Origin of the sequence: Rhodococcus triatomae (assembly GCF_014217785.1) — a bacterium.
Lineage (GTDB): Bacteria > Actinomycetota > Actinomycetes > Mycobacteriales > Mycobacteriaceae > Rhodococcus_F > Rhodococcus_F triatomae.
This window is the reverse complement of sequence record NZ_CP048814.1, coordinates 4358881-4381265: the sequence shown is the minus strand read 5'-3', so window position 1 is coordinate 4381265 and position 22385 is coordinate 4358881. Positions and strand designations below refer to the sequence as shown.

Genomic DNA, 22385 nt, shown 5'->3' with positions numbered 1-22385 from the left:
GCTAGTTGCTTCCCGCCAGTTCGGCGACACGAGCCCGCACCGCGTCCAGCGCCGCCTGGACGCCGCTGGGGTCGGCCCCGGATCCCTGCGCCATGTCCGCCTTGCCGCCACCGCGCCCGGCGATCTTCGGTCCGAACGACGCGACGAGCTCACCGGCGCGGATCCCGAGTTCCTGGGCCGCCTTGTTCGCGGCCACGACGAACGGAACCTTGCCGTCCACGTCGCCGAGCAGGATCACGACGGCCGGATCGTTCCCGAGCCTCCCGCGGATGTCACCGACGAGAGTGCGCAGGTCTCCCGCGGACACGCCCGCGGGCGCGGCGTCGGCGACGAGCCGGACCGCGCCGATGCGCTGCGCCTTCTCGGCGAACTCACCGGCTGCGGCGAGAACCGCCTTGGCACGAGTCGCCTCGAGTTGCTTCTCCGCCACGCGGAGCCGCTCCACGAGGGATTCGACGCGTGCGGGGACCTCCTCCGCGGGGACCTTCAGGGATGCGGAGAGTCCGGCGAGGAGCGCGCGCTCCTTGGCCAGGTGGCGGTACGAGTCCAATCCCACGTAGGCCTCGACGCGCCGGATGCCGGAGCCGACGGACTGCTCGCCGAGAAGTGTGACCTGCCCGATCTGCGCGGACGATCCGACGTGGGTCCCGCCGCAGAGTTCCATGGAGAAGGGTCCGCCGATCTCCACGACCCGGACCTCGTCGCCGTAGTTCTCGCCGAAGAGCGCCATCGCGCCCATCGACTTCGCCTTGTCGAGATCGGTGACGAAGGTGTTCACGGCATAGTTCGCGGCCACTGCCTCGTTGGTCACGGCCTCGATGTCCTGCTTCTGCGCTTCGGTGAGCGCACCCTGCCAGGAGAAGTCGAAACGCAGGTAGCCCGGCTTGTTGAGTGAGCCCGCCTGCACCGCGTTGGGGCCGAGGACCTGTCGCAGCGCGGCGTGCACCATGTGCGTGCCGGAGTGCCCCTGGGTGGCGCCCTTACGCCAGTCGGCGTCGACCTGGGTGAGGACGGTGTCGCCCTCGGTGATCTGCCCCTGTTCGACCGTCACCTTGTGGACCCACAGCTTCTTCGCGATCTTCTGCACGTCGTTGACCCGAACGCGGAGTCCGGATGCGGTGATGGTGCCGCGATCGGCGATCTGGCCGCCGGATTCGGCGTACAGCGGGCTGCGGTCCAGGACGATCTCGACATCCTGACCCGCGGCGGCGGTCGGGACCCGGACACCGTTCGAGATCAGGGCGAGGACCGACGACTCGGTGACCAGTTCCTCGAAGCCGGTGAACTCGGTCGGACCGCGGTCGACCAGTTCCTTGTAGACACTCAGGTCTGCGTGCGCGTGCTTGCGGGCCTGCGCATCTTCCTTGGCGCGCGTGCGCTGCTCGGCCATGAGTGTCCGGAAGCCGTCCTCGTCGACGCTCAGGCCCGCCTCGGATGCCATCTCGAGGGTGAGATCGATGGGGAATCCGTACGTGTCGTGCAGTGCGAAGGCCTCGTCCCCGCCGATGACCTTCTTGCCGGCCGCCTTGACCTCGGAGGCGGCGTTCTCGAACAGCCGCGAACCGGAGGCCAGGGTCTTGAGGAACGCGGTCTCCTCGCCGACGGCGACGGTGGAGATCCGGTCGAAGTCGGTCTCGAGGACCGGGTACGAGGGCGCCATCGTGTCGCGCACGACCGTGACGAACTCGCGCATCGACGGCCGGTCGGCGCCGAGCAACTTCGCCGAGCGGACGATCCGGCGCAGCAGCCGGCGCAGCACGTAACCACGTCCGTCGTTGCCCGGGTTCACACCGTCCGCGATGAGCATGGCGGCGGTGCGGGCGTGGTCGGCGATCACCCGGAACCGGACGTCGTCCTCGTGGTCCCGCCCGTAGGTGCGGCCGGACAGTTCCTCGGCCTTGGCGATGACGGGACGCACCAGGTCGGTCTCGTAGACGTTGTCGACACCCTGCAGCAGGAACGCCACGCGTTCGACGCCCATGCCGGTGTCGATGTTCTTCTTCGGCAGTGGCCCGAGGATCTCGAAGCTGTCCTTGCCGGTGCCCTCCCCACGCTCGTTCTGCATGAAGACGAGGTTCCAGATCTCCAGGTAACGGTCCTCGTCCGCCTCGGGACCGCCGTCCTCGCCGAACTCGGGTCCGCGGTCGTAGTAGATCTCCGAGCACGGTCCGCAAGGACCGGGAATGCCCATGGACCAGTAGTTGTCGGCCATTCCGCGCCGCTGGATGCGCTCCTCGGGGATGCCGACCTCGTCCCGCCAGATGTCGCGGGCCTCGTCGTCGTCGAGGTAGACCGTCACCCACAGCCGCTCGGGATCGAAGCCGTAGCCACCCTCGTCGATCGGCGACGTCAGCAGCGCCCACGCGTGCGTGATGGCCTCACGCTTGAAGTAGTCGCCGAAGGAGAAATTGCCCGCCATCTGGAAGAACGTGTTGTGCCGGGTGGTGATGCCGACGTTCTCGATGTCGAGGGTGCGCACACACTTCTGCACGCTCGTGGCGGTGGAGTACGGGGGTGTCTGCTGGCCGAGGAAGTAGGGCACGAATTGGACCATGCCGGCATTGACGAACAGCAGATTCGGATCGTCCAGCAGCAGCGATGCGCTGGCGACCTCGGTGTGGCCCGCCTTGACGAAGTGGTCGAGGAAGCGCCGGCGAATCTCGTGGGTCTGCACGTCGATGGTCCTTATGGTCTGTCTCGGGAGCGGCGGACACGGGGAACTCCCGGCAGCCGCCGGGAAAAACACCACTGTTCAGCTTAACCGTCGAGCTCCGCGGAACCGCCCGCGGACACCGTCGGTGACGGCGCTCACGCCCGCAGCGTGGTCACCGTTTCCCGCGCACGATCGAACGCAGCTTGCCGAGGCGTTCGCGGATTCCGCGTTCCACACCGTGGCCGCTCGGCGTGTAGTAGTCCACGCCGACCAGCTCGTCGGGCGGATACTGCTGGGCCAGCACCCCGTCCGGGTGGTCGTGGGGATAGCGATAGCCGACGGCATTGCCGAGTTGCTTCGCCCCGGCGTAGTGCCCGTCCCGCAGGTGGGCAGGCACGAGACCGGACTTGCCCGCCGCGACGTCGGCCATCGCGGCACCGAGGGCCGCGATGACGGCGCCGGACTTGGGGGCGGTCGCCAGATGGATCGTCGCCTGCGCGAGCGCCAGGCGGGCCTCCGGCAATCCCACCAACTGCACCGCCTGAGCCGCCGCCGTCGCCGTCTGGAGCGCGGTGGGATCCGCCATCCCGACGTCCTCACTGGCATGCACGACGAGCCTGCGGGCGATGAACCGTGGGTCTTCGCCCGCGGTGAGCATGCGCGCCAGATAGTGCAGGGCCGCGTCGACGTCCGACCCGCGGATGGACTTGATGAACGCGCTGATGACGTCGTAGTGCTGGTCGCCGTCGCGGTCGTACCGCACGGCGGCCTTGTCGACGCTGGCCTCGACGGTCTCGAGGTCCAGGGTGGCCGACGCCCCGTCCTCCCCGGCGGCACCGTCCTTCCCCGCGGCACCGTCGTTCGCGTCGAGCACCGTCCCGGCGGCCGCCTCGAGGGCGGTGAGTGCGCGACGGGCATCCCCTGCGGCCAACCGGACGAGATGGTCCACCGCGTCGTCGGTGATCTCGATCCGCCCGCCCAGCCCCCGTTCGTCGACGCGGGCGCGCTCGATCAGCGCGCGGATGTCCGCGGACGTGAGGGATTGCAGTTGCAGGACGAGCGATCGCGACAGCAGCGGCGAGACGACGGAGAAGGACGGGTTCTCCGTGGTGGCCGCCACGAGCAGGACGATCCGGTTCTCCACCGCCGCGAGCAGTGCATCCTGCTGCGTCTTGGAGAACCGGTGGACCTCGTCGATGAACAGCACGGTCTGCTCGCCGGCGAGGAGCCTGCGCCGAGCCAGGTCGATGACGCCGCGTACCTCCTTGACGCCGGCCGACAGGGCGGACAGGGCCTCGAACCGGCGTCCGGTGGCGCCCGAGATGAGCGACGCCAGCGTCGTCTTCCCCGTCCCGGGCGGCCCGTACAGCAGTACCGAGGCGGCGCCGGATCCCTCGACCAGACGACGCAACGGCGCGCCCGCCCCGAGCAGGTGCTGCTGCCCGACGACCTCGTCGAGGCTGCGCGGCCGCATGCGCACCGCCAACGGGGCATCCGGCCGGACCGGCGCCGCGACTCCGACGGACGAGTCCGCAGACACCGCCGGGCCCGTCGTCTCGGCCGTCTCGAACAGACGCCCCGGGGCCGCTCCGTCGGTACCGGTTCCGAAGAGATCACTCACCTGTTCGACGCTACCCGGCGACACCGACGGGACGGAATTCGCGACGACCGGCACCGACGCGGACACTCCGCTCGGCCGCCGGGCCGGAGCGCCCCGTCCGGACCGATTCCGGTCCACCGGGCGAACGTTTCGTGAACTCTCGCAACGAATCCCCCCGAAACAGTTGAACAAGCGCCCAGAATGGGGTCTGATTCATCGCGTGCTCCGAACTCCAGCCTCACCGGTCCCTGCGGTCACCCGCCGCGGCTTCCTACGTACCGCCGCCGTCGTCACCGGAACGAGCGTCGCGCTCTCCGTCCCCGGTGTCGCGCGCGCCGAGGCCGGGGCGATGTTCCGCCACGGCGTCGCGTCCGGCGACCCGCTGCCGGACGGCGTCGTCCTGTGGACCCGGGTGACCCCGTCCGCCGACGCCGAGCCGGGATCGGGCCGGGGCGAGTCGGTCCCGGTGCAGTGGTCGATCGCACGGGACGCGGGATTCGCACAGATGGTCGCCTCGGGCAGCGTCGTCACCGATGCCTCGCGCGATCACACCGTCAAGGTCGACGTGGCCGGCCTGGCGCCGGCCACCGACTACCACTACCGATTCTCCGTGGCAGGTGAGCACTCTCCGGTGGGCCGCACGCGCACCGCTCCTGCCGCCGACGCCGATCCCGGCCGACTCCGGTTCGGGGTCGTCTCGTGCTCGAACTGGGAGGCCGGATTCTTCGGTGCCTATCGACATCTCGCTCTCCGGGGCGACCTCGACGCGATCGTGCACCTGGGCGACTACATCTACGAGTACCCGCAGGGCGAGTACACGGGCCGCTCGGGCGCGGTACGCCTCCACGAGCCGGCCCACGAGATCGTCACGCTGGCCGACTACCGGATCCGGCACGCCCAGTACAAGACGGATCCCGACCTTCTCGCCCTGCACGCGCGACTGCCGTGGATCGCCACCTGGGACGACCACGAGAGCGCCAACGACGCGTACGTCGACGGGGCGGAGAACCACGATCCGGCGACCGAGGGCGACTGGCACACCCGCCGAGCCGCCGCCATGCAGGCCTACCTCGAGTGGATGCCGGTCCGGGCCGGAGGTGGCGCCTCCGACGCCCGCCTGTACCGACGGCTGCGATTCGGCACCCTCGCCGAGCTCTCGATGCTGGACCTGCGCACCTACCGCGACGCCCAGGTGTCCCCGGTCGCCGAGTGGCGCGGCGTGGACGATCCGGCGCGGTCGATCACCGGCGAAGCCCAGATGCAGTGGCTCACCTCCGGCGTGACGACGTCTTCGGCGCAGTGGACGCTGGTCGGCAACCCGGTGATGATCGCTCCCCTGCTGATCCCCCCGCTGGACCCGGACAGCACCCGCGCACTCACCGAACTCCTCGGCGTCCCCGCCTCCGGGGTCCCGGTGAACGTCGACCAGTGGGACGGATACCAGGCGGACCGCCGCCGGTTGTTCGAGTCTCTCGCCGCCACCGGCCGGGACACCGTCTTCCTCACCGGAGACATCCACACGTCCTGGTCGGCGGACCTGCCACTCGAACCGGCCCACTATCCGGCCGGGCCCACGGTCGGGACCGAGATGGTGGTGCCCTCGGTGACGTCGAACAACTTCGACGAAATCCTGCACACCCCGCCACGCACGACGTCGGTGGCCATCGAGGCCGCCCTGCAGGGCGTCAACCGGCATCTCACCTACGTCGAGCTCGATTCGCACGGGTTCGGCGTCTTCGAAGTCACCGCGGAGGCTGCCCAGATGGACTGGTATTTCGTCGACGACATCGCCGACCCGAACAGCGGTGCGCGTTATGCCGCCGGTCGGCGCGTGGCTGCCGGTGGCGGCCGCTCGCTGCCCACCGGTGCGCCCCTCGTCGACGACGGGGCGCGGGCATGAGCGGGCGGCCGGGAACGGCGGCACGCGAGGGATTCCGGCGCCGCACCTTCCTGGCGGGCGGCGCCGCGGTGGGAGCGGCCGCCACCGGGCTGGCACTGCCGCGGATCGCCGGCGCGGGGCAGCCCACCGATCCCGCCGCGGACCTCGACGTCTACGTGATCGTGGTCGACGGGATGCGTCCGGACGAGCTCCGCGCGGATCTGGCTCCGGCACTCACCGCGCTCGCCGAGGGCGGCACCCGCTATTCGTCGGCCGAGGCGATCGACGTCGCGGAGACTCTGCCCAACCACACCGCGATGATGAGCGGTGTGTGGCCGGACCGCTCCGGGGTGCCGACGAACAAGATCTTCGACCGGGAACTGGGTGGCACCCGGGACCTCGATCGACCGGACGACCTCTGGGGCACCACGGTCCTCGACCGGGTCCGCACCGAGCTGGGTCTGACCACGGCGAGCGTGCTCTCCAAGCGTTACCTGCACGGGCTGTTCGGCGACCGCGCCTCCGTCGTGTGGGATCCGGCTCCGTTGATTCCCGGTACCGAGCACGCTCCGGACCAGTTCACCGTGGACGCGCTGCTCCGCATCGTGGACGAGCATCGCCCCCGCCTGACTTTCGTCAACCTCGGTGACGTGGACCGGGTCGGACACCTGGACTTCTCCGGCCCGTCCGCCCGAATCGCCCGGACGGCCGCCGTCCGCAACGCCGACGCGCAGGTCCACCGGTTCGTCACCCACCTGCGCGAGCGCGGCTGGTGGGAGCGCAGCGCGGTCATCGTGCTGGCCGACCACTCGATGGACTGGTCGGTGCCGACGGAGATCGTCAGCCTCTCCCGCGCCTTCGAGGCCGATCCGCTACTCGCGGGGAGGGTCGAGATCGCGCAGAACGGCGGCGCCGAGACCGTCTATCACACCGGTGAACCGGACGGCCGTGACGCCGCGATCGCCCGCATCCTCGAGATCGCGAACGGCACCGTCGGAGTCCAGTCGGCGACGCCCGTCGCCGACACCCGACTCGGGCCCCGGGCCGGCGACGTGGTTCTCGAATGCTCCCCCGGCTGGAGGTTCAGCGACCCACACGTGGTCTCGAACCCGATTCCCGGCAACCACGGCCACGGCGTGACCCTGCCGATCCCGTTCTTCGTGGCCGGAGGTCACCCGGCACTCGCCTCCGGGGTGGTCGTCGACGAACCGGTGCTGACAATGGATGTCGCGCCGACCGTGGCCGCGCTGTTCGGGCTGGACTCGCCCGAGGGCGGCTGGGACGGACGGGCGCGCCTGCACGCCCTGCGCTGACCACCCGGTCTCCCCCCGGGTGACGGCGGGCGGGGCGGGACGCGTCAGCCGCGCAACCTGTCCTCGACCTGCGCGGCATGGCCCGCGACGACGTTGTTGCCCGCGCGCTGCGCCGCGCGCCCGAGACGCGACCATCGCTGCCGGAGAGCCTCGAGCCGGGGCACCGACAGGGCATGCTCACGGACGGTGGCGATCCGCTCGTGGTTCTCGGGGAGGAAGAGCGAGGTGGTCAGCCACACCCAGATCAACTCGGCCTCGAGCATGCGGGCCGCGAGCACGGCGTCGTCGGCGAGTGCCGGCCAGATCCCGACGACCTCCGCGCGCCAGGCGTCGATCATCGCGTCGGACCGCTCGTCGGACAGATCGATGCTGCACAGGCAGCCCGGGAAGGACACCAGCGCGTACGTGATGTCGAGCATCGCGTCGCGGAAGCCACCCCACTCGTAGTCGAGGAAGCGCACGCCCTCGTCGTTGACGATGATGTTGTCGGGGCAGAGGTCCGCCGGACTGAACGCACGGAACCCCCCGCCCCGGAACAACTTCGCCGCGTGCTCGACCTGCTCCACCACTTCCGCGGGAACGTCGATGTCGAGATGCTCGGCGAGCAGTCCCGGCACCTCGGACGCCACGGTCGCGACCCGGGTCGCGAAGGCATCGGCCGTGGGCGGGACGTCGGCGCGACGGAGCAGCGCCGTGAAGTCCTCCTCACGGCCGACGGTCGCCGCGTGCATCCGGCCGAGGGCCTGGGCCATCGCCATCAGGGTGTTGGTGACGGTGTCCGCATCCGAGTGCTCGAGCAGAACTCCGATCGGCGACGCGTCGCCGAGATCACTGAGCACCAGCAACTTCGCATCGAGATCCGAGGCCAGCAGTTCCGCCCCCGGGCGGCTCTCCGTGGCCAGCGCCGTCGCGAACTGGTAGGACACCGCTTCCCGCAGGAACGCCTTGTCCGCGTCGCCGATCCACTCGTCCGAATCGACGGTGCTCGCGCGGGGCCGGCCGGCGTCCCCGCGCACCTGCTTGAGCACGAGGGTCCGGGGTAGCGAGAACGGATTCTCCGCGACGCGCACGCGCAGCACGATCGTCCGGCCGCTCCCCCCGAGATCGACAGGGTCCGCCAACGTCACCGATGCCCCGGTACGACGCGTGAGCAGCCTTTCGGCTGCGGCAACTACCTCGGAAACGGGGTCTGCCAATATTGCGGTCATCGAGTTCCAACTTACCTGCCCGAACCCGACCGGGGCGATGGTCGGCCCCGGTCCGATTCACGGCTGTGACTATTGCGCGGACGTCGGCTGCGCGGCGGCGGCACCCTCCGCCGGTTCGGTGTCCCGACCACCACCCGACCGCGGCTCCGGCCTCGCGTCGATGCCCGATTCCTTGCGCTGTTGCGGCGTGATCGGCGCGGGCGCCTCGGTGAGCGGGTCGACGCCGCCACCGGACTTCGGGAAGGCGATCACCTCGCGGATGGAGTCCACTCCCGCGAGCAGCGCCGTGATGCGGTCCCACCCGAAGGCGATACCGCCGTGGGGCGGGGCACCGTAGGCGAAGGCGTCGAGCAGGAAGCCGAACTTCTCCTCGGCCTCCTCGTGCGAGATGCCCATGACCGCGAACACCCGCTCCTGGATGTCCTTGCGGTGGATACGGATGCTGCCGCCACCGATCTCGTTGCCGTTGCAGACGATGTCGTAGGCGTAGGCCAACGCCGACCCGGGGTCCGTGTCGAACGTCTCGAGCGACTCGGGCTTGGGCGAGGTGAACGCGTGGTGCACCGCCGTCCAGGCGCTGTACCCGAGTGCGACGTCACCGCTGGCGGTGGCCTCCTCGGCCGGCTCGAACAGCGGCGCGTCGACGACCCACACGAACGCCCAGGCCTCCGGATCGACGAGGTCCTGCTTGCGGGCGATCTCGCCGCGCGCCGCACCCAGTAGGGCGCGGGTGGACTTGACCGCGCCGGCACCGAAGAAGACGCAGTCGCCGGGCTGGGCACCGACGTGGACGGCCAGGCCGTCGCGCTCGGCGTCGGTGAGGTTCTTCGCGACCGGCCCGGTCAACGTGCCGTCCTCGCCGACGAGGACGTAGGCGAGCCCCTTCGCACCGCGCTGCTTGGCCCATTCCTGCCAGGCGTCGAGCTGACGCCGGGGCTGGCTCGCACCGCCGGGCATCACGACGGCGCCGACGTACGGGGCCTGGAAAACACGGAACGGCGTGTTCGCGAAGTACTCGGTGCACTCGACGAGTTCGACGCCGAAGCGCAGGTCCGGCTTGTCGGTGCCGAACCGGCGCATCGCCTCGGCGTAGGTCATGCGCGGGATCGGTGTGGTGATCTCGTGACCGATCAGCCGCCACAGCGAGACCAGGATCTCCTCGGCGAGGAGGATGACGTCTTCCTGCGTGACGAAGGACATCTCGAGGTCCAGCTGGGTGAACTCCGGCTGACGGTCCGCACGGAAGTCCTCGTCCCGGTAACACCGGGCGATCTGGAAGTACCGTTCGATGCCCCCGACCATGAGCAACTGCTTGAACAGCTGCGGGCTCTGCGGCAACGCGTAGAAGCTGCCGGGCTGCAGACGGGCGGGCACCAGGAAGTCGCGAGCGCCCTCCGGTGTCGACCGGGTCAGTGTGGGGGTCTCCACCTCGACGAACTCGTGATGGGCCAGCACCCCGCGCGCGGCGGCGTTGACCTTCGAGCGCAGGCGGATGGCCTGGGCCGGTCCGGGGCGGCGCAGATCGAGGTACCGGTATTTCAGGCGCGCTTCCTCGCCGGGCTGATCGTCGAGCTGGAACGGCAGGGGAGCACTCTCCCCCAGGACCTCGAGGTCGGTGACGTTCACCTCGATCTCGCCGGTCGGAATCTCGAAGTTCCGGTTGCCCTCCGGGCGTACCTCGACGACACCGGTCACCTTGACGCAGTACTCGGCGCGCAGCCGGTGTGCCTGCTCGGCGGCGTCGCCCTCGCGGAACACGGCCTGCGCGACGCCGGACGCATCCCGGAGATCGATGAAGATCACGCCGCCGTGGTCACGACGCCGCGCAACCCAACCGGTGAGGGTGACGGTCTGCTCGGCATGCTCGGGTCGCAACGAGCCGGCGAGATGGGTGCGCAGCACGGGTGTCCTTTCGACAAATGTGAAACACGAAACGTCGTCGGCTGCGATCCTACGGAGGCAGAGCGTGTGAGTGGAAACGCACACCCGGATCGGGTCGCGCGAGGACGCGGAAGGTGACGAGGCGATGACGTTCGACGAGCGTGCGCGGATAGATGCAGGCCGGGTCTCGGTCGGCGGAGGAGGCGGCGGGCGCGGCGGCAAGTTCGCGCTCGGCGGTGGCGCGGGCGGCCTCGTCGTCCTGGTCCTCGCCCTCCTGCTCGGCGGGGATCCCGGGTCGCTGCTCGGCACGTTCGGCGGGGCGACGGGCCCTTCCGGTCCGGCCACCGGCGGCACCCTGGAGAACTGCGAGACCGGCGCCGACGCGAACCGCGACATCGACTGCCGGGTGGCGTTCACGGCCGCCAGCCTCGACGCGGTATGGGGCGGCGAACTCGAGCAGCAGACCGGCGTCGCCTATGTGAGGCCGGGCGTCGTGCTGTTCTCCGGCGCGGTATCCACCGCGTGCGGGAACGCCACGAGCGACGTCGGGCCGTTCTACTGCCCCGCCGATTCGACGGCGTACTTCGACACCAGCTTCTTCCAACTGCTCACCGATCGATTCGGCGCGAACGCCGGCCCCCTCGCCCAGGAATACGTGGTGGCGCACGAGTTCGGCCACCACATCCAGAACCAGCTCGGCGACATCGGCCGAGCGCAGATCGACCCGCGCGGAGCCGAGTCCGGTGCGGTCCGCACCGAGCTCCAGGCCGACTGCTATGCCGGGGTCTGGGCCCACTACGCGGACTCGGTGCCGGGTCCCGACGGGGGCCCGCCGTTCCTGCAACCGTTGACGCAGAGCGACATCGACGACGCCCTGTCGGCGGCGTCGGCGGTCGGCGACGACCGGATCCAGCGCTCGGCCGGCGCACGGGTCAACCCGGAGAGCTGGACGCACGGCTCGTCGGAACAGCGGCAGACGTGGTTCCTCGCCGGCTACGAGTCCGGTCGGGTCGACGCATGCGACACCTACGCGGCGCGGGATCTGGAGAACCCGTGACCTGTCAGCTCGCGGCTGCCCGGCCGAGCGCCTCGTCGAATCGGTCGAGGATGTAGCCCGCCTGCCCGTAGTTGCTGACCAGGGCGTAGCCCGCCGGGTACACCTGCCCGGCGGCGCCCGCGGAGGAACCGACGACGACGATCCCGAGAAACAGCGCCACCGCTGCGGTCAGCAGATTTCGTCACACACGCATCCGTCGTCTCCTTCGGCGGCCGCACCGTCCTCGGCGCCGGTGAGCGCACCCTGACCGACCGATGCGCCACGAAAACGTGTCTCGGATCACAGGGCTTCGGACGTTCGGATTCGGCGCTCGCCTCCGACCACACAGTCGACAGACACAGCCACAACCGAAGGAGTGGACCATGGGATTCGTCGACAAGGCCAAGAATGCCGCCGAGGACATCGCGGGCAAGGCCAAGGAAGCGGTCGGCAACGTCACGGACGACAAGGATCTCGAAACCGAGGGCAAGACCGATCAGGCCAAGTCGAGCCTGAAGGATGCCGGCGAGAACATCAAGGACGCGTTCGGCAAGTAGCCGCCGTCTCGATGCGTTTCCGCTCCGGGCAGGGTGACCTACCCGGAGCGTTCTCGTGTCCGGGCCGCCCGGATTCACGCGTGCGGGACCTTCGCGCATGCGGGAATCGTGCACTAATTGTTAGGGCACGAAGTAGTGGCTAGAGTGGGGGCCGTGTCAGCCGCTCCCACCGATCCCCTCGCCCTCGACCGACAGGTGTGCTTCGCTCTCGCGGTCGCCAACCGCGCGGTGCTGTCGGTCTACCGCCCTCTCCTCGAGCCCCTCGGCCTCACTCATCCGCAGTACCTGGTGATGTTGGCGCTCTGGGAGCGGTCCCCGCGTGCGGTGAAGGACATCGCCGGGGCCCTGCAGCTCGAGTCCGCCACACTCTCACCGCTACTGAAGCGGCTCGAGAGCGCCGGAATGGTCGAACGCACGCGCAGCCGCACGGACGAGCGTCAGCTCGACGTCGCGCTGACCGCCGCCGGGCTCGCCCTGCGGGAACGCGCACTGTCGATTCCCCCGGCCGTGGTCGAGCGCCTCGGAGTGAGCCTGGCCGAACTCGAGGAACTCCACTCCGTCCTCGTCCGGGTGAACGGTGCAGCCCTGGCCGCCGGTGCGCTGAGCGAGACGCCGTGACGGCGTCGAGGCGATCTCGGCCGGAACGGCGCCGTCCCGGCCCACTGCAATGGCTCGGATACGCATTCGGACGCACCCTGCCCGATTCCCAGCGGGACTGGGTCCGGAACGACCTCGTCGGCAACCACGCGGTGGCACGGCACCTCGTCCGCAGCATGGCCCCGTTCGTGCCGGTCTTCGCCGCCTTCGCCCTGTTCCCCGGTCCGGTGGCACTGCGCGCGTCGATGGTCCTCCTCGGAGTGCTGCTCGCGCTGTTCTACTCGGTCGCCTACATGGCCCAGAACCGGGCCAGGCGCCTCGAAAGGCACGGCCTGCCGGCCGATCTGGAGAACCCGAAGGCCGCGCGACGCCACGAGAACGAGCGCCGCACCTACGAGCGTCGTCACGGGCGGGCACCCTGACGATCGCCCCGACAGGGCGGGCGGGCAGGAGCGTCTCAGAACAACGTGAGTGCGGGCTCTCCCGTCGGACGCGGGTCCGGGGTCTCCTCGTCGGCAGGCACGCGCCCGACCGGGTGGTCGGCGCCGCGGTGCGGCTCCCGCGGCGCCAGACCGTAGGCCACGCGCAGCGGATCGACCCTCGCCTTCAGCCAGCTGGTGTACTCGGGCGGAACGTACGCCCCGCGCCCGTACAACTCGCGGTACCGGCGGACGAGGGCGGGGTGCTCCTGCGCGAGCCACGACAGGAACCAGCCCCGAGTACTCCCCCGCAGATGCATGGCGAACGCGGTGACCCCGGACGCGCCGGCCTCGGCGAGATCCGCGAACAATGCCTCCAGGTGCGCGGACGAGTCGGTGAGGTACGGAATGACGGGCGCGACCATCACGTGCGGCGCGAATCCGGCGTCCGCGATCGCACGGATCAGCTCGAGCCGGGCCCGAGGCGACGGCGTGCCGGGCTCGAGTTGCTTCTGCAACTGCGCATCGTGGACGGCGAGGGAGACGGACAGGCTCACCGGAACCTGCTCGGCCGCCTGCCGGAGCAGCGGCAGATCCCGCCGCAGCAGCGTTCCCTTCGTGAGAATCGAGAACGGCGTGCGGGATTCGGTCAGCGCGCCGATCACACCCGGCATCAGCCGGTACCGCCCCTCCGCGCGCTGATAGGGATCGGTGTTGGTACCCAACGCCACCGGAGAGCGCTTCCACGACCGGCGGGCGAGTTCCTTGCGAAGCACGGCCGCGACGTTCAGCTTGACCACCACCTGCGAGTCGAAGTCGTGCCCCGCGTCGAGATCCAGGTACTCGTGGGTCGGGCGCGCGAAGCAGTACCGGCAGGCGTGCGAGCAACCCCGGAACGTGTTGACGGTGAACGAGAACGGGAGGTTCGTCTCCTCCGGCACCTTGTTGAGCGCGCTCTTGCACAGCACCTCGTGGAACGTGACACCCTCGAACTCCGGCGTCTGCACGGACCGGACGAACCCGGCCCGTTCGAGACCGGGGAGGGCTCCGTCGTCCGCGTCGAGCGTCTGACCGTTCCACCGCATGAGCCCAAGTCGAACATGTGTGCGAGCACCTGTCAACCGGTGCTCCTCAGCCGGCCGCGAACTCCCCCGCATCCGCCCACCGCTGCCTCTCGGCCGCGAACGCCGACGACTGCCTGCCACGGAACTCGCCGATCGAGGCCGCGTTCTCGGCGAGGAAGCGCCGGTGCTCCGCCAGTGTGAACGTGCCCTCCGTGATGTCGACACCGCCGCCGCGGCCGGCCGCGATGTCGGCACGCAGGTCCCTCAGTTCCTCCGGCTCCACCGGGTACCAGGAGATCCGGTCGAAGAACCGGAGCAGCCACGGCGTGCCCTCCTCGAACATTCCGGACGCCTGCGGGTGCCGGTGGTTCCACACCTGGGTCGTCCGTCCGACGAACTGGTACCCACCCGGCCCCTCCATCCCGTAGATGCACAGGTAGGCACCACCGATCCCCACCGCGTTCTCCGGCGTCCAGGTACGGGCGGGGTTGTACTTGGTGGTCACGAGACGATGCCGTGGATCGAGAGGCGTCGCCACCGGGGCCCCCAGATAGACGTCGCCGAGACCGAGCACGAGGTACTCGGCGCCGAAGACGGTGTCGAAGACGTCCGCGACGGAGTCGAGTCCGTTCATCCTCCGGATGAATTCGATGTTCCACGGGCACCACGGGGCATCCGCACGCACCCCGTGCATGTAGCGCTGGATGGCCTCGCGGGTCGAGGGGTCGTCCCAGGACAGCGGTAGCCGCACCGTACGGCTGGGCACCACGAGCTCGTCCACCGCGGGCAACTGCTCCTCGGCCTCCCCCAGCAATCCCATGAGTGTCGAGATCGGGAGAACGTCCGGGTCCACCCGCACCTGGAGCGAGCGGATGCCGGGAGTGAGATCGAGCAGCCCGGCCGGACGCTCGCGTTCGAGCCGTTGGTGCAGCGCATGGGCACGAGCGCGGAGCGCGAGATCCAGTGTCATGTCGCCGTACTCGACGAGGACGTTGTCGTCTCCCGACCGGCGGTAGGTGACGGCGACCTCGCCGTCACGCCGGGCGATCACACCGTCGTCGCCGTCCCCGCCGCCGCGGTGCACCCGACCGGTTCCGGCACGACGCGCAGCCCCGAACACCCGCGGCGACGCGGCGGCCTGCACCTGCACGGGCACGAACCGCACGGTGTTGCCGGGCGCCAGCTGACCGAGTTTCCACCGGTCGGCGGCCACCACGGTCACCGGACACACGAAGCCACCCAGGCTGGGCCCGTCCGGGCCGAGCAGGATGGGCGTATCTCCCGTGAAGTCCAGCGCGCCGACCGAGTAGGCGTTGTCGTGGATGTTCGACGGATGCAGGCCGGCCTCCCCACCGTCCGGGCGCGCCCAGTCCGGTCGGGGACCGATCAGGCGCACGCCGGTGCGGTCCGAGTTGAAGTGCACCTCGTAGTCGGTGGCGTACAGGGTGTCGATGTCCCCGCGGGTGAAGAACTCCGGCGCCCCGTGCGGCCCCTCGGTGACCGCCAGTTCCCAGTGCGTGCCGAGTGCGGGCAGATGCTCGGACGGCAGCGGACGGGTGGGCGCCTCGGGCTCGTCACCGATCGTCAGGATGTCGCCCACCCGCAGCGCGCGACCCTCGTGTCCACCGAATCTCCCGAGAGTGAACGTTGCCGCGCTGCCGAGGAATTCGTCGACCGACACGGCGCCGCGCACCGACAGGTACATCCGCAGGCCGGGGCCGGAGACAGTGCCGATGTCGAGGACGGCTCCGGCAGGCACCCGGATCGGCTGCCACTGCGCCCGTGGCACACCGACCACCGTCACCGGTACCGGCGCTCCACTCACGCACACCACCGTGTCCTGGTCGAACTGGACCGCCGGCCCTGCCATGACCGCCTCGATACCCGCCGCGCCCTCCGGGTTGCCGACAGCGACGTTGCCGAGCCGGAACGACAGGTCGTCCATCGGCCCCGACGGCGGAACGCCGACCTGCCAGTACCCGACTCGGCCCGGGTGGTCCTGCACGGTCGCGAGCATTCCCGGGCGGAGCAGCGTCATCTTCGCAGTCACGGTGCGCCGCCCTCGGGCGAGGTGACGATCATCCGCACCGGGGTCGGGTCGAATCCGTTGCACGGGTTGTTGATCTGCGGACAGTTCGACACCAGGACGAGGACGTCGCGCTCGGCCCGCAACGCCAGCCGCTTACCCGGCGCCGAGAGCCCGTCGACGATTCCGAGAGTGCCGTCGGCGTCGACCGGGACGTTCATGAAGAAGTTGATGTTGGACACCAGGTCTCGCTTGCCGAGCCCCCATTTCGCACCTTCGACCAGAAAGTTCTCCACGCACGCGTGCTGGTGGGCGGTGTGGTGTCCGTAGCGGAGGGTGTTCGATTCACGCGAGCACGCGCCACCCACCGTGTCGTGGTTGCCCACCTCGTCGGCGACCAGGGTCATGAGTGGGTCGCCGTCGTCCGAGCGGAGCACACTCCCGGCGGTGAGGAAGATGTTGCGCTGCGCCGACACGGTGGCGGCGGCCGAGTAGCGCACCTCCGCATCGACCGCGTCGTAGATCAAGGTGTCCACCGCCTGGTTACCGTCGAGGTCGACGATCGTGAGAACGTCCCCCGCGGCGATCACCGCGGACCACGGACCACGCGCGGGCGCGGTCTCGTCACGGACGAGGGCACCGGGCACCAGGGCCGGGGAAGGTACTGCCGTCGTGGTCATTTCGTCCTCGATTCGGTCGCCGCGGTTCCTGCCGCTCGGGCAGCCCAGAGGTCTTCGGTGTTGAGATGCGCCCGGTGGTACTCCGGATCGGCGCCGTCCGGTTCCGTCGGGTCCGCGCCGCGCCAGGCGAGCACCTCCAGCGAGGTGGTACCGAACTCCGGTGCCGGGTCGAGCGGATGCGCCGTGTTCGCGACCATCACGACGAGCGGAAGATGGACGAGCAGTTCGACCGCCTTGTCGGCGCCGGCGTTGCCGATGCTGGTGAGGGTTCCGTCCGCCTCCACCCGGACCCCGTGGAAGAAGGACAGCGTCTGTGGGACGTCCCGGGGAGCCAGTCCGTGCTTCGCCGCGGCGACCGTGAACAGGGCCCGACCGGCGGGCGAAGACGAATGGAGGGTGCCGTCACCGTATTTGGCGGTGTTGGCCGCGACCGTCGTGGTGCCGCACAGTGCGTCGTGGCGGCCGGAGGTGTCGCCGACGACCGTCGCGAGGACCCGGCCCTGGTCGGAGAGCAACGGATGGCCGACCCTCAGGTACGCCTGCCACGGAACCTTCACGGTGTCGGCCACGTTGAGCCGTTCCCACGGCGCGTCGGCGCGGTGGAGCGAGAGGTGCGCGCAGGCGCGGCCGTCGAGGTCCCGGAGCCGCAGTCTGGTTCCGCGGGCCAGGACCTTGGTCGTGTAGCTGCCGCCCGGCACCGTCTCGGCCCAGGTGAGGGTGTCCGGGTCGACCCCCGCGGGCGGTGTGGGCCAGGTGCGGGCCGGGAGCACCGGCATCGAATCCGTGATCACGCCACCCTGGGCGCGGGCATGCTCCCGTGCTGCCGCGGTGGTGGCAGTACTGCTGGTCATCTCGCTGCTCCGATCGAACGCGGGTCGATATCTGTCAGTTGACAGTTTTCCTGTCGCCGGCGCGCCACGGGTGACGTCCAGGTGTCCGAATCGCCGCTGCCGGTAACGAACTCGTTTCCCGTGTGAACACGATGTGTCCGCGAGCGCGCACCCCGTGGTGACGGGCGCGTGGGCCGACCGGGCGGGGCGACACTCGGCAGCAGGTACCTGAGATGATGAGGTGGTGACCACCGGACCGGGACGACCTCGCCTGACCTCCCCCCGCCGTCCCGGAGCGAGCGCGGCGGAGGAAATCCTCGACGCCGCGGCCGAACTGTTCACCACCCAGGGATTCACCGCGACGTCGACTCGTCGGATCGCCCGCGACGTCGGGATCCGCCAGGCCTCGCTCTACCACCACTTCGCCACCAAGGAGGAAATCCTCGAGGCTCTGCTCGAACGCACGGTCTCGCCCGCACTCGCGGCGGCCGATGCGCTCACGGCGGCCGACGTGCCCGGCGCTGTCGCACTCCATGCACTGGCCTGGTTCGACTCCCGCCAACTCGCTTCCGCGCGATGGAATCTCGGCGCGTTGTACCTGCTTCCCGAACTGCGGTCACCGAGCCTGGCCCCGTTCGTCGAACAGCGTCGGGCCCTGCGCGGGCGGTACGCGGCACTCGCACGCCGCGCCGTCCTCGAATCGGAGGGCGGGGACCGGGACGGGGACGATGCGGCACTGCTCGACCTCCCGTTCCGGATCGTCGAATCGGTGATCGCCACCCGCGCCGACTCGGACGAGGCCCCCTCCGCCGATATCGGCCGCACCCTGGCCGACGCCGCACTCCGCGTCCTCGGTGTCGACGGGCAGGCGATCGAGCCCCACTCGCGGCGCGCGCTGGCCGCGGCGGGGCTGGCCGACACCGCGCCCACCGACTGACGAGGCCCGCGCCGTGGGATAGAGTCTGACAAACAGTTTCTCACCTGGGGGGAGTCGAACTTTGAGTGACGTCACCGTCGAAACAGCCGGAATTCGACAGTTCGGGGCGTCCGCGGCACAGTCCGCGGAACAGATCACCAGCGCAGCCGGAATCGACCTGGCCGCCAACCTCGCCGCTCTGGCACCGGTACTCGGACCTATCGGAGCGGACTTCCTGGCCTCGTTCGCCACCGCGCAGGCCAATCACGCCAAGGCCGTCGCGGAGTTGGCGGCACACTACGTCGCCACGTCGTCCGCAGCGTTCTCCACCGCGGACGAGTACGACGGCACCGATTCGGGCACCGCCGACACGTTCGGCGGTATCGGCGCGGGAGGGTTGCGATGACGGATGCGACGCCCACCGGCGATCCCCAGTCGATCATGGACCTCCTGCAGGGATCTCCCGTCGGCGACGCGCTCTCCGCGCCGCTGCCGGACACTCCGCTCGACGCCCTCCGCGACTCACCGCTCGGGGGCGTGCTCGACACCCCGCTCGGCGAGTTCACGGTTCCCGAACTTCCTCCCCTGCCGGAGTTCCCCCTTCCGCCCAACCCGATCGAGGCGCTGATGCAGGGGCAGGGGCTCGGCATCCCGGGGATCGACCAACTGTTCGCGCCGTTCTCCGACATCACCGGAATGTTCGGCTCGGGCACCCTCGGTTCCTTCGATCCGACCTCCATCCTGAGCATGTCCTCCGGTCTGATCGATCAGGCCATGTCGATGAGCAGTTCGGCTCTCTCCGCGCTCGATCAGGTGTGGCAGAGCAACGCCGCCGCCGAGGCTCAGGCCCAGGGGCAGCAGGCGCAGGCCAGCGGTGCCGAACTCAGCGACCGCGGCCGCGACATCTCGACGACGACGCAGACGGCCGCAGCCTCCGTCGCCCGGGGCAACGCCAACCTCACCACCGTGATCGAGTCGTTCGTCGCCACCGCGACGGCAGCGGCGCCCATGGTGGTCACGCCCCCCGGACAGGCGATGCTGATGGCCTCGGCCGCAGAACATCTCAAGGCGGCCGTCGGCATCATCACCGCCACGCGCACCGAGCTCAACGAGCAGACGCTCACCATGAACGGCCTCGCGGCTCCGGTACCCGTCCCGCCGCCTCCGGCTGCCGGAGTTCCCGGCGGACCCTCGCCGTTCTCCATTGCGGGCGAGGTGCTCGAAGGCATCGGCAAGCCGATGGTGTCCAACGTCAGCAGCGCGGTCGGTGATCTGGTCTCGGCGCAGACGCAGGCCGCGAGTGTCGGAGCATCGCCGTTCTCGGAGCCCGGCGCCCGCACCTCGGCCGCCTCGTTCGGTGGTGGCGGCGGAGGCGGCGCCGGCGGTGGCGCCGGCGGCATGGCCGGTGTCGCGGGCCTCGGCGGCGGAGTGGGCCTGGTCGGCGCCACTCCGGGAGCCGCACCCGTCCCCAAGCCGGGTTCGGTCGCCGGCACGATGCCCGGGGCCGCAGGCCCCGCTGCACCCGCCGGTGCCGCCGGCGGCGCGCCGATGATGGCGGGCGGCATGGGCGGTGCCGGAATGATGGGCGGTGCCGGCGCACGCGGCGGCGCCGACGAGGAACACACGTCCCGCAACGCTCCGGGCTACCTGGTCAATGCCGGCGAGTCCAATGCCTTCACCGGAGATCTCGGCATGGTCGCACCCCCGGTCATCGGCGGTGGCGACGACGCCCTCGACGAGACCTTCGGCGAATAGGTTCTCGGGCCCCGGCCCCTCTCGGAGGTGGCGTCACTCGACGAGTGACGCCACCTCCGCGTCGGTCAGGGCTCGCTGCGATCGTGCCCCCGATCCCGCGGCCGTCGTCGCGGCCCGGTACAACGGACGTTCCGCCAGGCCCGCGCCCCGCGCCTCGGCGCGGAGCTGGCCGATCAGCACGGACGCCACCGCCGCGCCGAAGGCCGTCTCACCTGCCGACAGGGCATCGGCGAGCTTGCGTAACGGCAGGATCTCCAGCTCGCGAGCACCGGCCCCGGTGTAGAAGGCCAAGGGCACCAGGACCGATCCCCCGTCACCCTGCACCCGCAAAGCCACCTGACTCAGCCGGGCGGAGCGCACCACCATCTCGATCTCGCGGGCCGACGCGACGTCGACCTCGGTGGCACCGAACAGACCCGTCGACCGGAGAACGTTGCCACTCAGCGTGATTCGGTGCCGCCACGTTCGGATCACCAGGAGAATCGCCGGACCGGCGATCACGAGCCCGAACACGAGTCCCACCAGCGGCGTGGTGAAGAGTGCCACCAGCACGCCGAAACCCACCGCGAGGACGAGGGTGAGGGTCGTGACGATGCGCAGGCGCTGGCGGATCAACTCCGCCGGAATGAGGTCCAGTGACAATCGCTCGTCACTCCCGTCTCCGACCGGTCCCCCGGCCGACCCCTCAGTCGACAAGGAGCTCCCCCACCCGCGCACCGACCAGGTCGAACGGAACGGACTCCTGGCTTCCGTCCGCCAGATTCTTCACCACTATCGTTCCCTCCGTGATGTCCCGGTCCCCCAGTACGAGCGCCAGCCGAGCACCGGAGCGGTCCGCGGCCTTCATCGCACCCTTCACACCGCGATCACCGTAGGCGAGATCCACCCGGATACCGTCCGCGCGCAGCTGCCGTGCCAGGACGACGAGCCTGGCTTTGGCCTCGGTTCCCATCGGGACACCGAACACGTCGACCCGAGCCGGGGGCGCCACCGTCTTCCCCTCGGCAGCGAGCGCGAGGAGGGTGCGGTCGACACCGAGCCCGAATCCGATGCCCGACAACGGCTGACCGCCGAGCTGCTCCATGAGTCCGTCGTAGCGGCCACCGCCACCGATGCCGGACTGCGCCCCCAGCCCGTCGTGCACGAACTCGAAGGTGGTCTTGGTGTAGTAGTCGAGGCCGCGCACCATCCGAGGATTGACGACGTACGGCACGCCGAGCGCGTCGAGGTGGCCGAGGACCTGCTCGAAGTGTTCCTTCGCACTGTCCGAGAGGTGATCGAGCATCAGCGGGGCGTCGGCGGTCAGCTCCCGCACAGCGGCACGCTTGTCGTCGAGCACCCGCAGCGGGTTGATCTCGGCTCGCTGCCGAGTCTGCTCGTCGAGCGGGAGCCGGAACAGGAATTCCTGCAGCAGTTCCCGGTACTGCGGGCGACAGGTGTCGTCCCCCAGCGAGGTGATCTCGAGCCGGAAACCGTCCAGCCCGAGACTGCGGAAGCCCGCGTCGGCGACAGCGATCACCTCGGCGTCCAGCGCCGGATCGTCGACTCCGATCGCTTCCACGCCGACCTGCTGCAACTGGCGGTACCGACCGGCCTGGGGACGCTCGTATCGGAAGAACGGACCGTCGTAGCGGAGTTTGACGGGCAGCTGCCCACGATCGAGCCCGTGCTCGATCACCGCCCGCATCACGCCTGCCGTGCCCTCCGGGCGCAGCGTCACCGAACGGTCACCGCGGTCGGCGAAGGTGTACATCTCCTTGCTCACCACATCGGTGGACTCGCCGACACCTCGCGCGAACAGGCCGGTGTCCTCGAAGATCGGCAGCTCGATGTGCCCGTACCCGGCCAGTTCTGCGGCCCGGACCAGCCCGTCACGCACCGCCACGAACTCCGCCGACTGCGGCGGCACGTAGTCGGGGACGCCCTTGGGAGCGGAGAAGGCGCTTGCTTTGCTCACAGTCGTCAGTGTTC

20 protein-coding genes are annotated in these 22385 nt (G+C 70.1%); 9 read left to right on the top strand and 11 right to left on the bottom strand.

Annotated elements, in window-relative coordinates:
- Position 1 precedes the first annotated feature (1 nt).
- Both alaS and G4H71_RS20820 read right to left on the bottom strand, forming a co-directional pair.
- The gene (alaS, locus tag G4H71_RS20825) at positions 2-2674 is read right to left on the bottom strand and encodes an alanine--tRNA ligase (protein ID WP_072738156.1); all 2673 of its coding nucleotides are present in this window, start codon (positions 2672-2674) and stop codon (positions 2-4) included.
- 151 nt (positions 2675-2825) lie between these two features.
- The gene (locus tag G4H71_RS20820) at positions 2826-4274 is read right to left on the bottom strand and encodes a replication-associated recombination protein A (RefSeq protein ID WP_072738155.1); all 1449 of its coding nucleotides are present in this window, start codon (positions 4272-4274) and stop codon (positions 2826-2828) included.
- A gap of 199 nt (positions 4275-4473) precedes the next feature.
- On the opposite strand from G4H71_RS20820, the gene G4H71_RS20815 reads away from it, so the two are divergent.
- Both G4H71_RS20815 and G4H71_RS20810 read left to right on the top strand, forming a co-directional pair.
- Positions 4474-6153, top strand: a complete 1680-nt coding sequence (locus G4H71_RS20815) for an alkaline phosphatase D family protein (protein WP_072738265.1) — start codon at positions 4474-4476, stop codon at positions 6151-6153.
- Positions 6150-7445 carry an alkaline phosphatase family protein gene (locus G4H71_RS20810; RefSeq protein WP_072738154.1) on the top strand — a complete coding sequence of 432 codons (1296 nt, stop codon included), beginning with the start codon at positions 6150-6152 and terminating at the stop codon, positions 7443-7445. The genes G4H71_RS20815 and G4H71_RS20810 overlap by 4 nt, the downstream gene beginning before the upstream one ends.
- A gap of 44 nt (positions 7446-7489) precedes the next feature.
- Here G4H71_RS20810 and G4H71_RS20805 read toward each other — a convergent pair whose 3' ends face one another.
- On the bottom strand, positions 7490-8653 hold the full coding sequence (locus G4H71_RS20805) for a protein kinase family protein (protein ID WP_072738153.1): 1164 nt from the start codon (positions 8651-8653) through the stop codon (positions 7490-7492).
- Between the two features lie 69 nt (positions 8654-8722).
- The gene (gene aspS / locus G4H71_RS20800) at positions 8723-10555 is read right to left on the bottom strand and encodes an aspartate--tRNA ligase (RefSeq protein WP_072738152.1); all 1833 of its coding nucleotides are present in this window, start codon (positions 10553-10555) and stop codon (positions 8723-8725) included.
- 124 nt (positions 10556-10679) lie between these two features.
- Here aspS and ypfJ point away from each other — a divergent pair, with 124 nt between their 5' ends.
- Positions 10680-11591 carry a KPN_02809 family neutral zinc metallopeptidase gene (gene ypfJ / locus G4H71_RS20795; RefSeq protein ID WP_072738264.1) on the top strand — a complete coding sequence of 304 codons (912 nt, stop codon included), beginning with the start codon at positions 10680-10682 and terminating at the stop codon, positions 11589-11591.
- A gap of 4 nt (positions 11592-11595) precedes the next feature.
- On the opposite strand, the gene G4H71_RS20790 is transcribed toward ypfJ, so the two are convergent.
- Complete coding sequence (locus tag G4H71_RS20790; protein WP_169847154.1) at positions 11596-11751, bottom strand: hypothetical protein; 156 nt, start codon at positions 11749-11751, stop codon at positions 11596-11598.
- Positions 11752-11953: 202 nt separating this feature from the next.
- Between G4H71_RS20790 and G4H71_RS20785 the strand changes: the two genes are divergently transcribed.
- From G4H71_RS20785 to G4H71_RS20775, 3 genes are all read left to right on the top strand, one after another.
- Positions 11954-12127 (top strand): CsbD family protein, encoded by a 174-nt coding sequence (locus G4H71_RS20785; RefSeq protein ID WP_072738151.1) that lies wholly within the window; start codon positions 11954-11956, stop codon positions 12125-12127.
- Between the two features lie 144 nt (positions 12128-12271).
- Positions 12272-12745, top strand: coding sequence for a MarR family winged helix-turn-helix transcriptional regulator (locus G4H71_RS20780; protein WP_072738150.1), 474 nt, complete (start codon positions 12272-12274; stop codon positions 12743-12745).
- Positions 12742-13146 carry a DUF5313 family protein gene (locus tag G4H71_RS20775; protein ID WP_072738149.1) on the top strand — a complete coding sequence of 135 codons (405 nt, stop codon included), beginning with the start codon at positions 12742-12744 and terminating at the stop codon, positions 13144-13146. The genes G4H71_RS20780 and G4H71_RS20775 overlap by 4 nt, the downstream gene beginning before the upstream one ends.
- 35 nt (positions 13147-13181) lie before the next feature.
- Here G4H71_RS20775 and G4H71_RS20770 read toward each other — a convergent pair whose 3' ends face one another.
- The 4 genes from G4H71_RS20770 to G4H71_RS20755 are packed head-to-tail and all read right to left on the bottom strand — an operon-like array spanning position 13182 to position 17764.
- The gene (locus G4H71_RS20770) at positions 13182-14228 is read right to left on the bottom strand and encodes an Rv2578c family radical SAM protein (protein WP_072738148.1); all 1047 of its coding nucleotides are present in this window, start codon (positions 14226-14228) and stop codon (positions 13182-13184) included.
- A gap of 46 nt (positions 14229-14274) precedes the next feature.
- On the bottom strand, positions 14275-16257 hold the full coding sequence (locus G4H71_RS20765) for a 5-oxoprolinase/urea amidolyase family protein (protein WP_072738147.1): 1983 nt from the start codon (positions 16255-16257) through the stop codon (positions 14275-14277).
- On the bottom strand, positions 16254-16913 hold the full coding sequence (locus tag G4H71_RS20760; RefSeq protein ID WP_072738146.1) for an urea amidolyase associated protein UAAP2: 660 nt from the start codon (positions 16911-16913) through the stop codon (positions 16254-16256). Before G4H71_RS20760 ends, G4H71_RS20765 begins: the two co-directional genes overlap by 4 nt.
- The gene (locus G4H71_RS20755) at positions 16910-17764 is read right to left on the bottom strand and encodes an urea amidolyase associated protein UAAP1 (protein ID WP_072738145.1); all 855 of its coding nucleotides are present in this window, start codon (positions 17762-17764) and stop codon (positions 16910-16912) included. The genes G4H71_RS20760 and G4H71_RS20755 overlap by 4 nt, the downstream gene beginning before the upstream one ends.
- Before the next feature lie 223 nt (positions 17765-17987).
- Here G4H71_RS20755 and G4H71_RS20750 point away from each other — a divergent pair, with 223 nt between their 5' ends.
- The 3 genes from G4H71_RS20750 to G4H71_RS20740 all read left to right on the top strand — a co-directional run bounded on the left by G4H71_RS20750 (position 17988) and on the right by G4H71_RS20740 (position 20414).
- The gene (locus G4H71_RS20750) at positions 17988-18680 is read left to right on the top strand and encodes a TetR/AcrR family transcriptional regulator (RefSeq protein WP_072738263.1); all 693 of its coding nucleotides are present in this window, start codon (positions 17988-17990) and stop codon (positions 18678-18680) included.
- A 61-nt stretch (positions 18681-18741) separates the two neighbouring features.
- Entirely contained in the window at positions 18742-19065 is a 324-nt protein-coding gene (locus G4H71_RS20745) for a type VII secretion target (protein ID WP_072738144.1), read from the top strand.
- A complete protein-coding gene (locus tag G4H71_RS20740) occupies positions 19062-20414 on the top strand; it encodes a hypothetical protein (protein WP_072738143.1) in 1353 nt (450 codons plus the stop codon). The genes G4H71_RS20745 and G4H71_RS20740 overlap by 4 nt, the downstream gene beginning before the upstream one ends.
- A 33-nt stretch (positions 20415-20447) precedes the next feature.
- Here the strand turns inward: G4H71_RS20740 and G4H71_RS20735 are convergent, their stop codons facing one another.
- Positions 20448-21056 (bottom strand): hypothetical protein, encoded by a 609-nt coding sequence (locus G4H71_RS20735; protein ID WP_072738142.1) that lies wholly within the window; start codon positions 21054-21056, stop codon positions 20448-20450.
- A gap of 43 nt (positions 21057-21099) precedes the next feature.
- Positions 21100-22371, bottom strand: a complete 1272-nt coding sequence (gene hisS, locus G4H71_RS20730; RefSeq protein WP_072738141.1) for a histidine--tRNA ligase — start codon at positions 22369-22371, stop codon at positions 21100-21102.
- Positions 22372-22385 lie beyond the last annotated feature (14 nt).

Coding starts and splice junctions, on each gene's coding strand:
- G4H71_RS20755 (WP_072738145.1), bottom strand. CDS start 17,764: ATGACCAGCAGTACTGCCACCACCGCGGCAGCACGGGAGCATGCCCGC.
- G4H71_RS20740 (WP_072738143.1), top strand. CDS start 19,062: ATGACGGATGCGACGCCCACCGGCGATCCCCAGTCGATCATGGACCTC.
- G4H71_RS20810 (WP_072738154.1), top strand. CDS start 6,150: ATGAGCGGGCGGCCGGGAACGGCGGCACGCGAGGGATTCCGGCGCCGC.
- ypfJ (WP_072738264.1), top strand. CDS start 10,680: ATGACGTTCGACGAGCGTGCGCGGATAGATGCAGGCCGGGTCTCGGTC.
- G4H71_RS20785 (WP_072738151.1), top strand. CDS start 11,954: ATGGGATTCGTCGACAAGGCCAAGAATGCCGCCGAGGACATCGCGGGC.
- G4H71_RS20770 (WP_072738148.1), bottom strand. CDS start 14,228: ATGCGGTGGAACGGTCAGACGCTCGACGCGGACGACGGAGCCCTCCCC.
- G4H71_RS20805 (WP_072738153.1), bottom strand. CDS start 8,653: ATGACCGCAATATTGGCAGACCCCGTTTCCGAGGTAGTTGCCGCAGCC.
- G4H71_RS20760 (WP_072738146.1), bottom strand. CDS start 16,913: ATGACCACGACGGCAGTACCTTCCCCGGCCCTGGTGCCCGGTGCCCTC.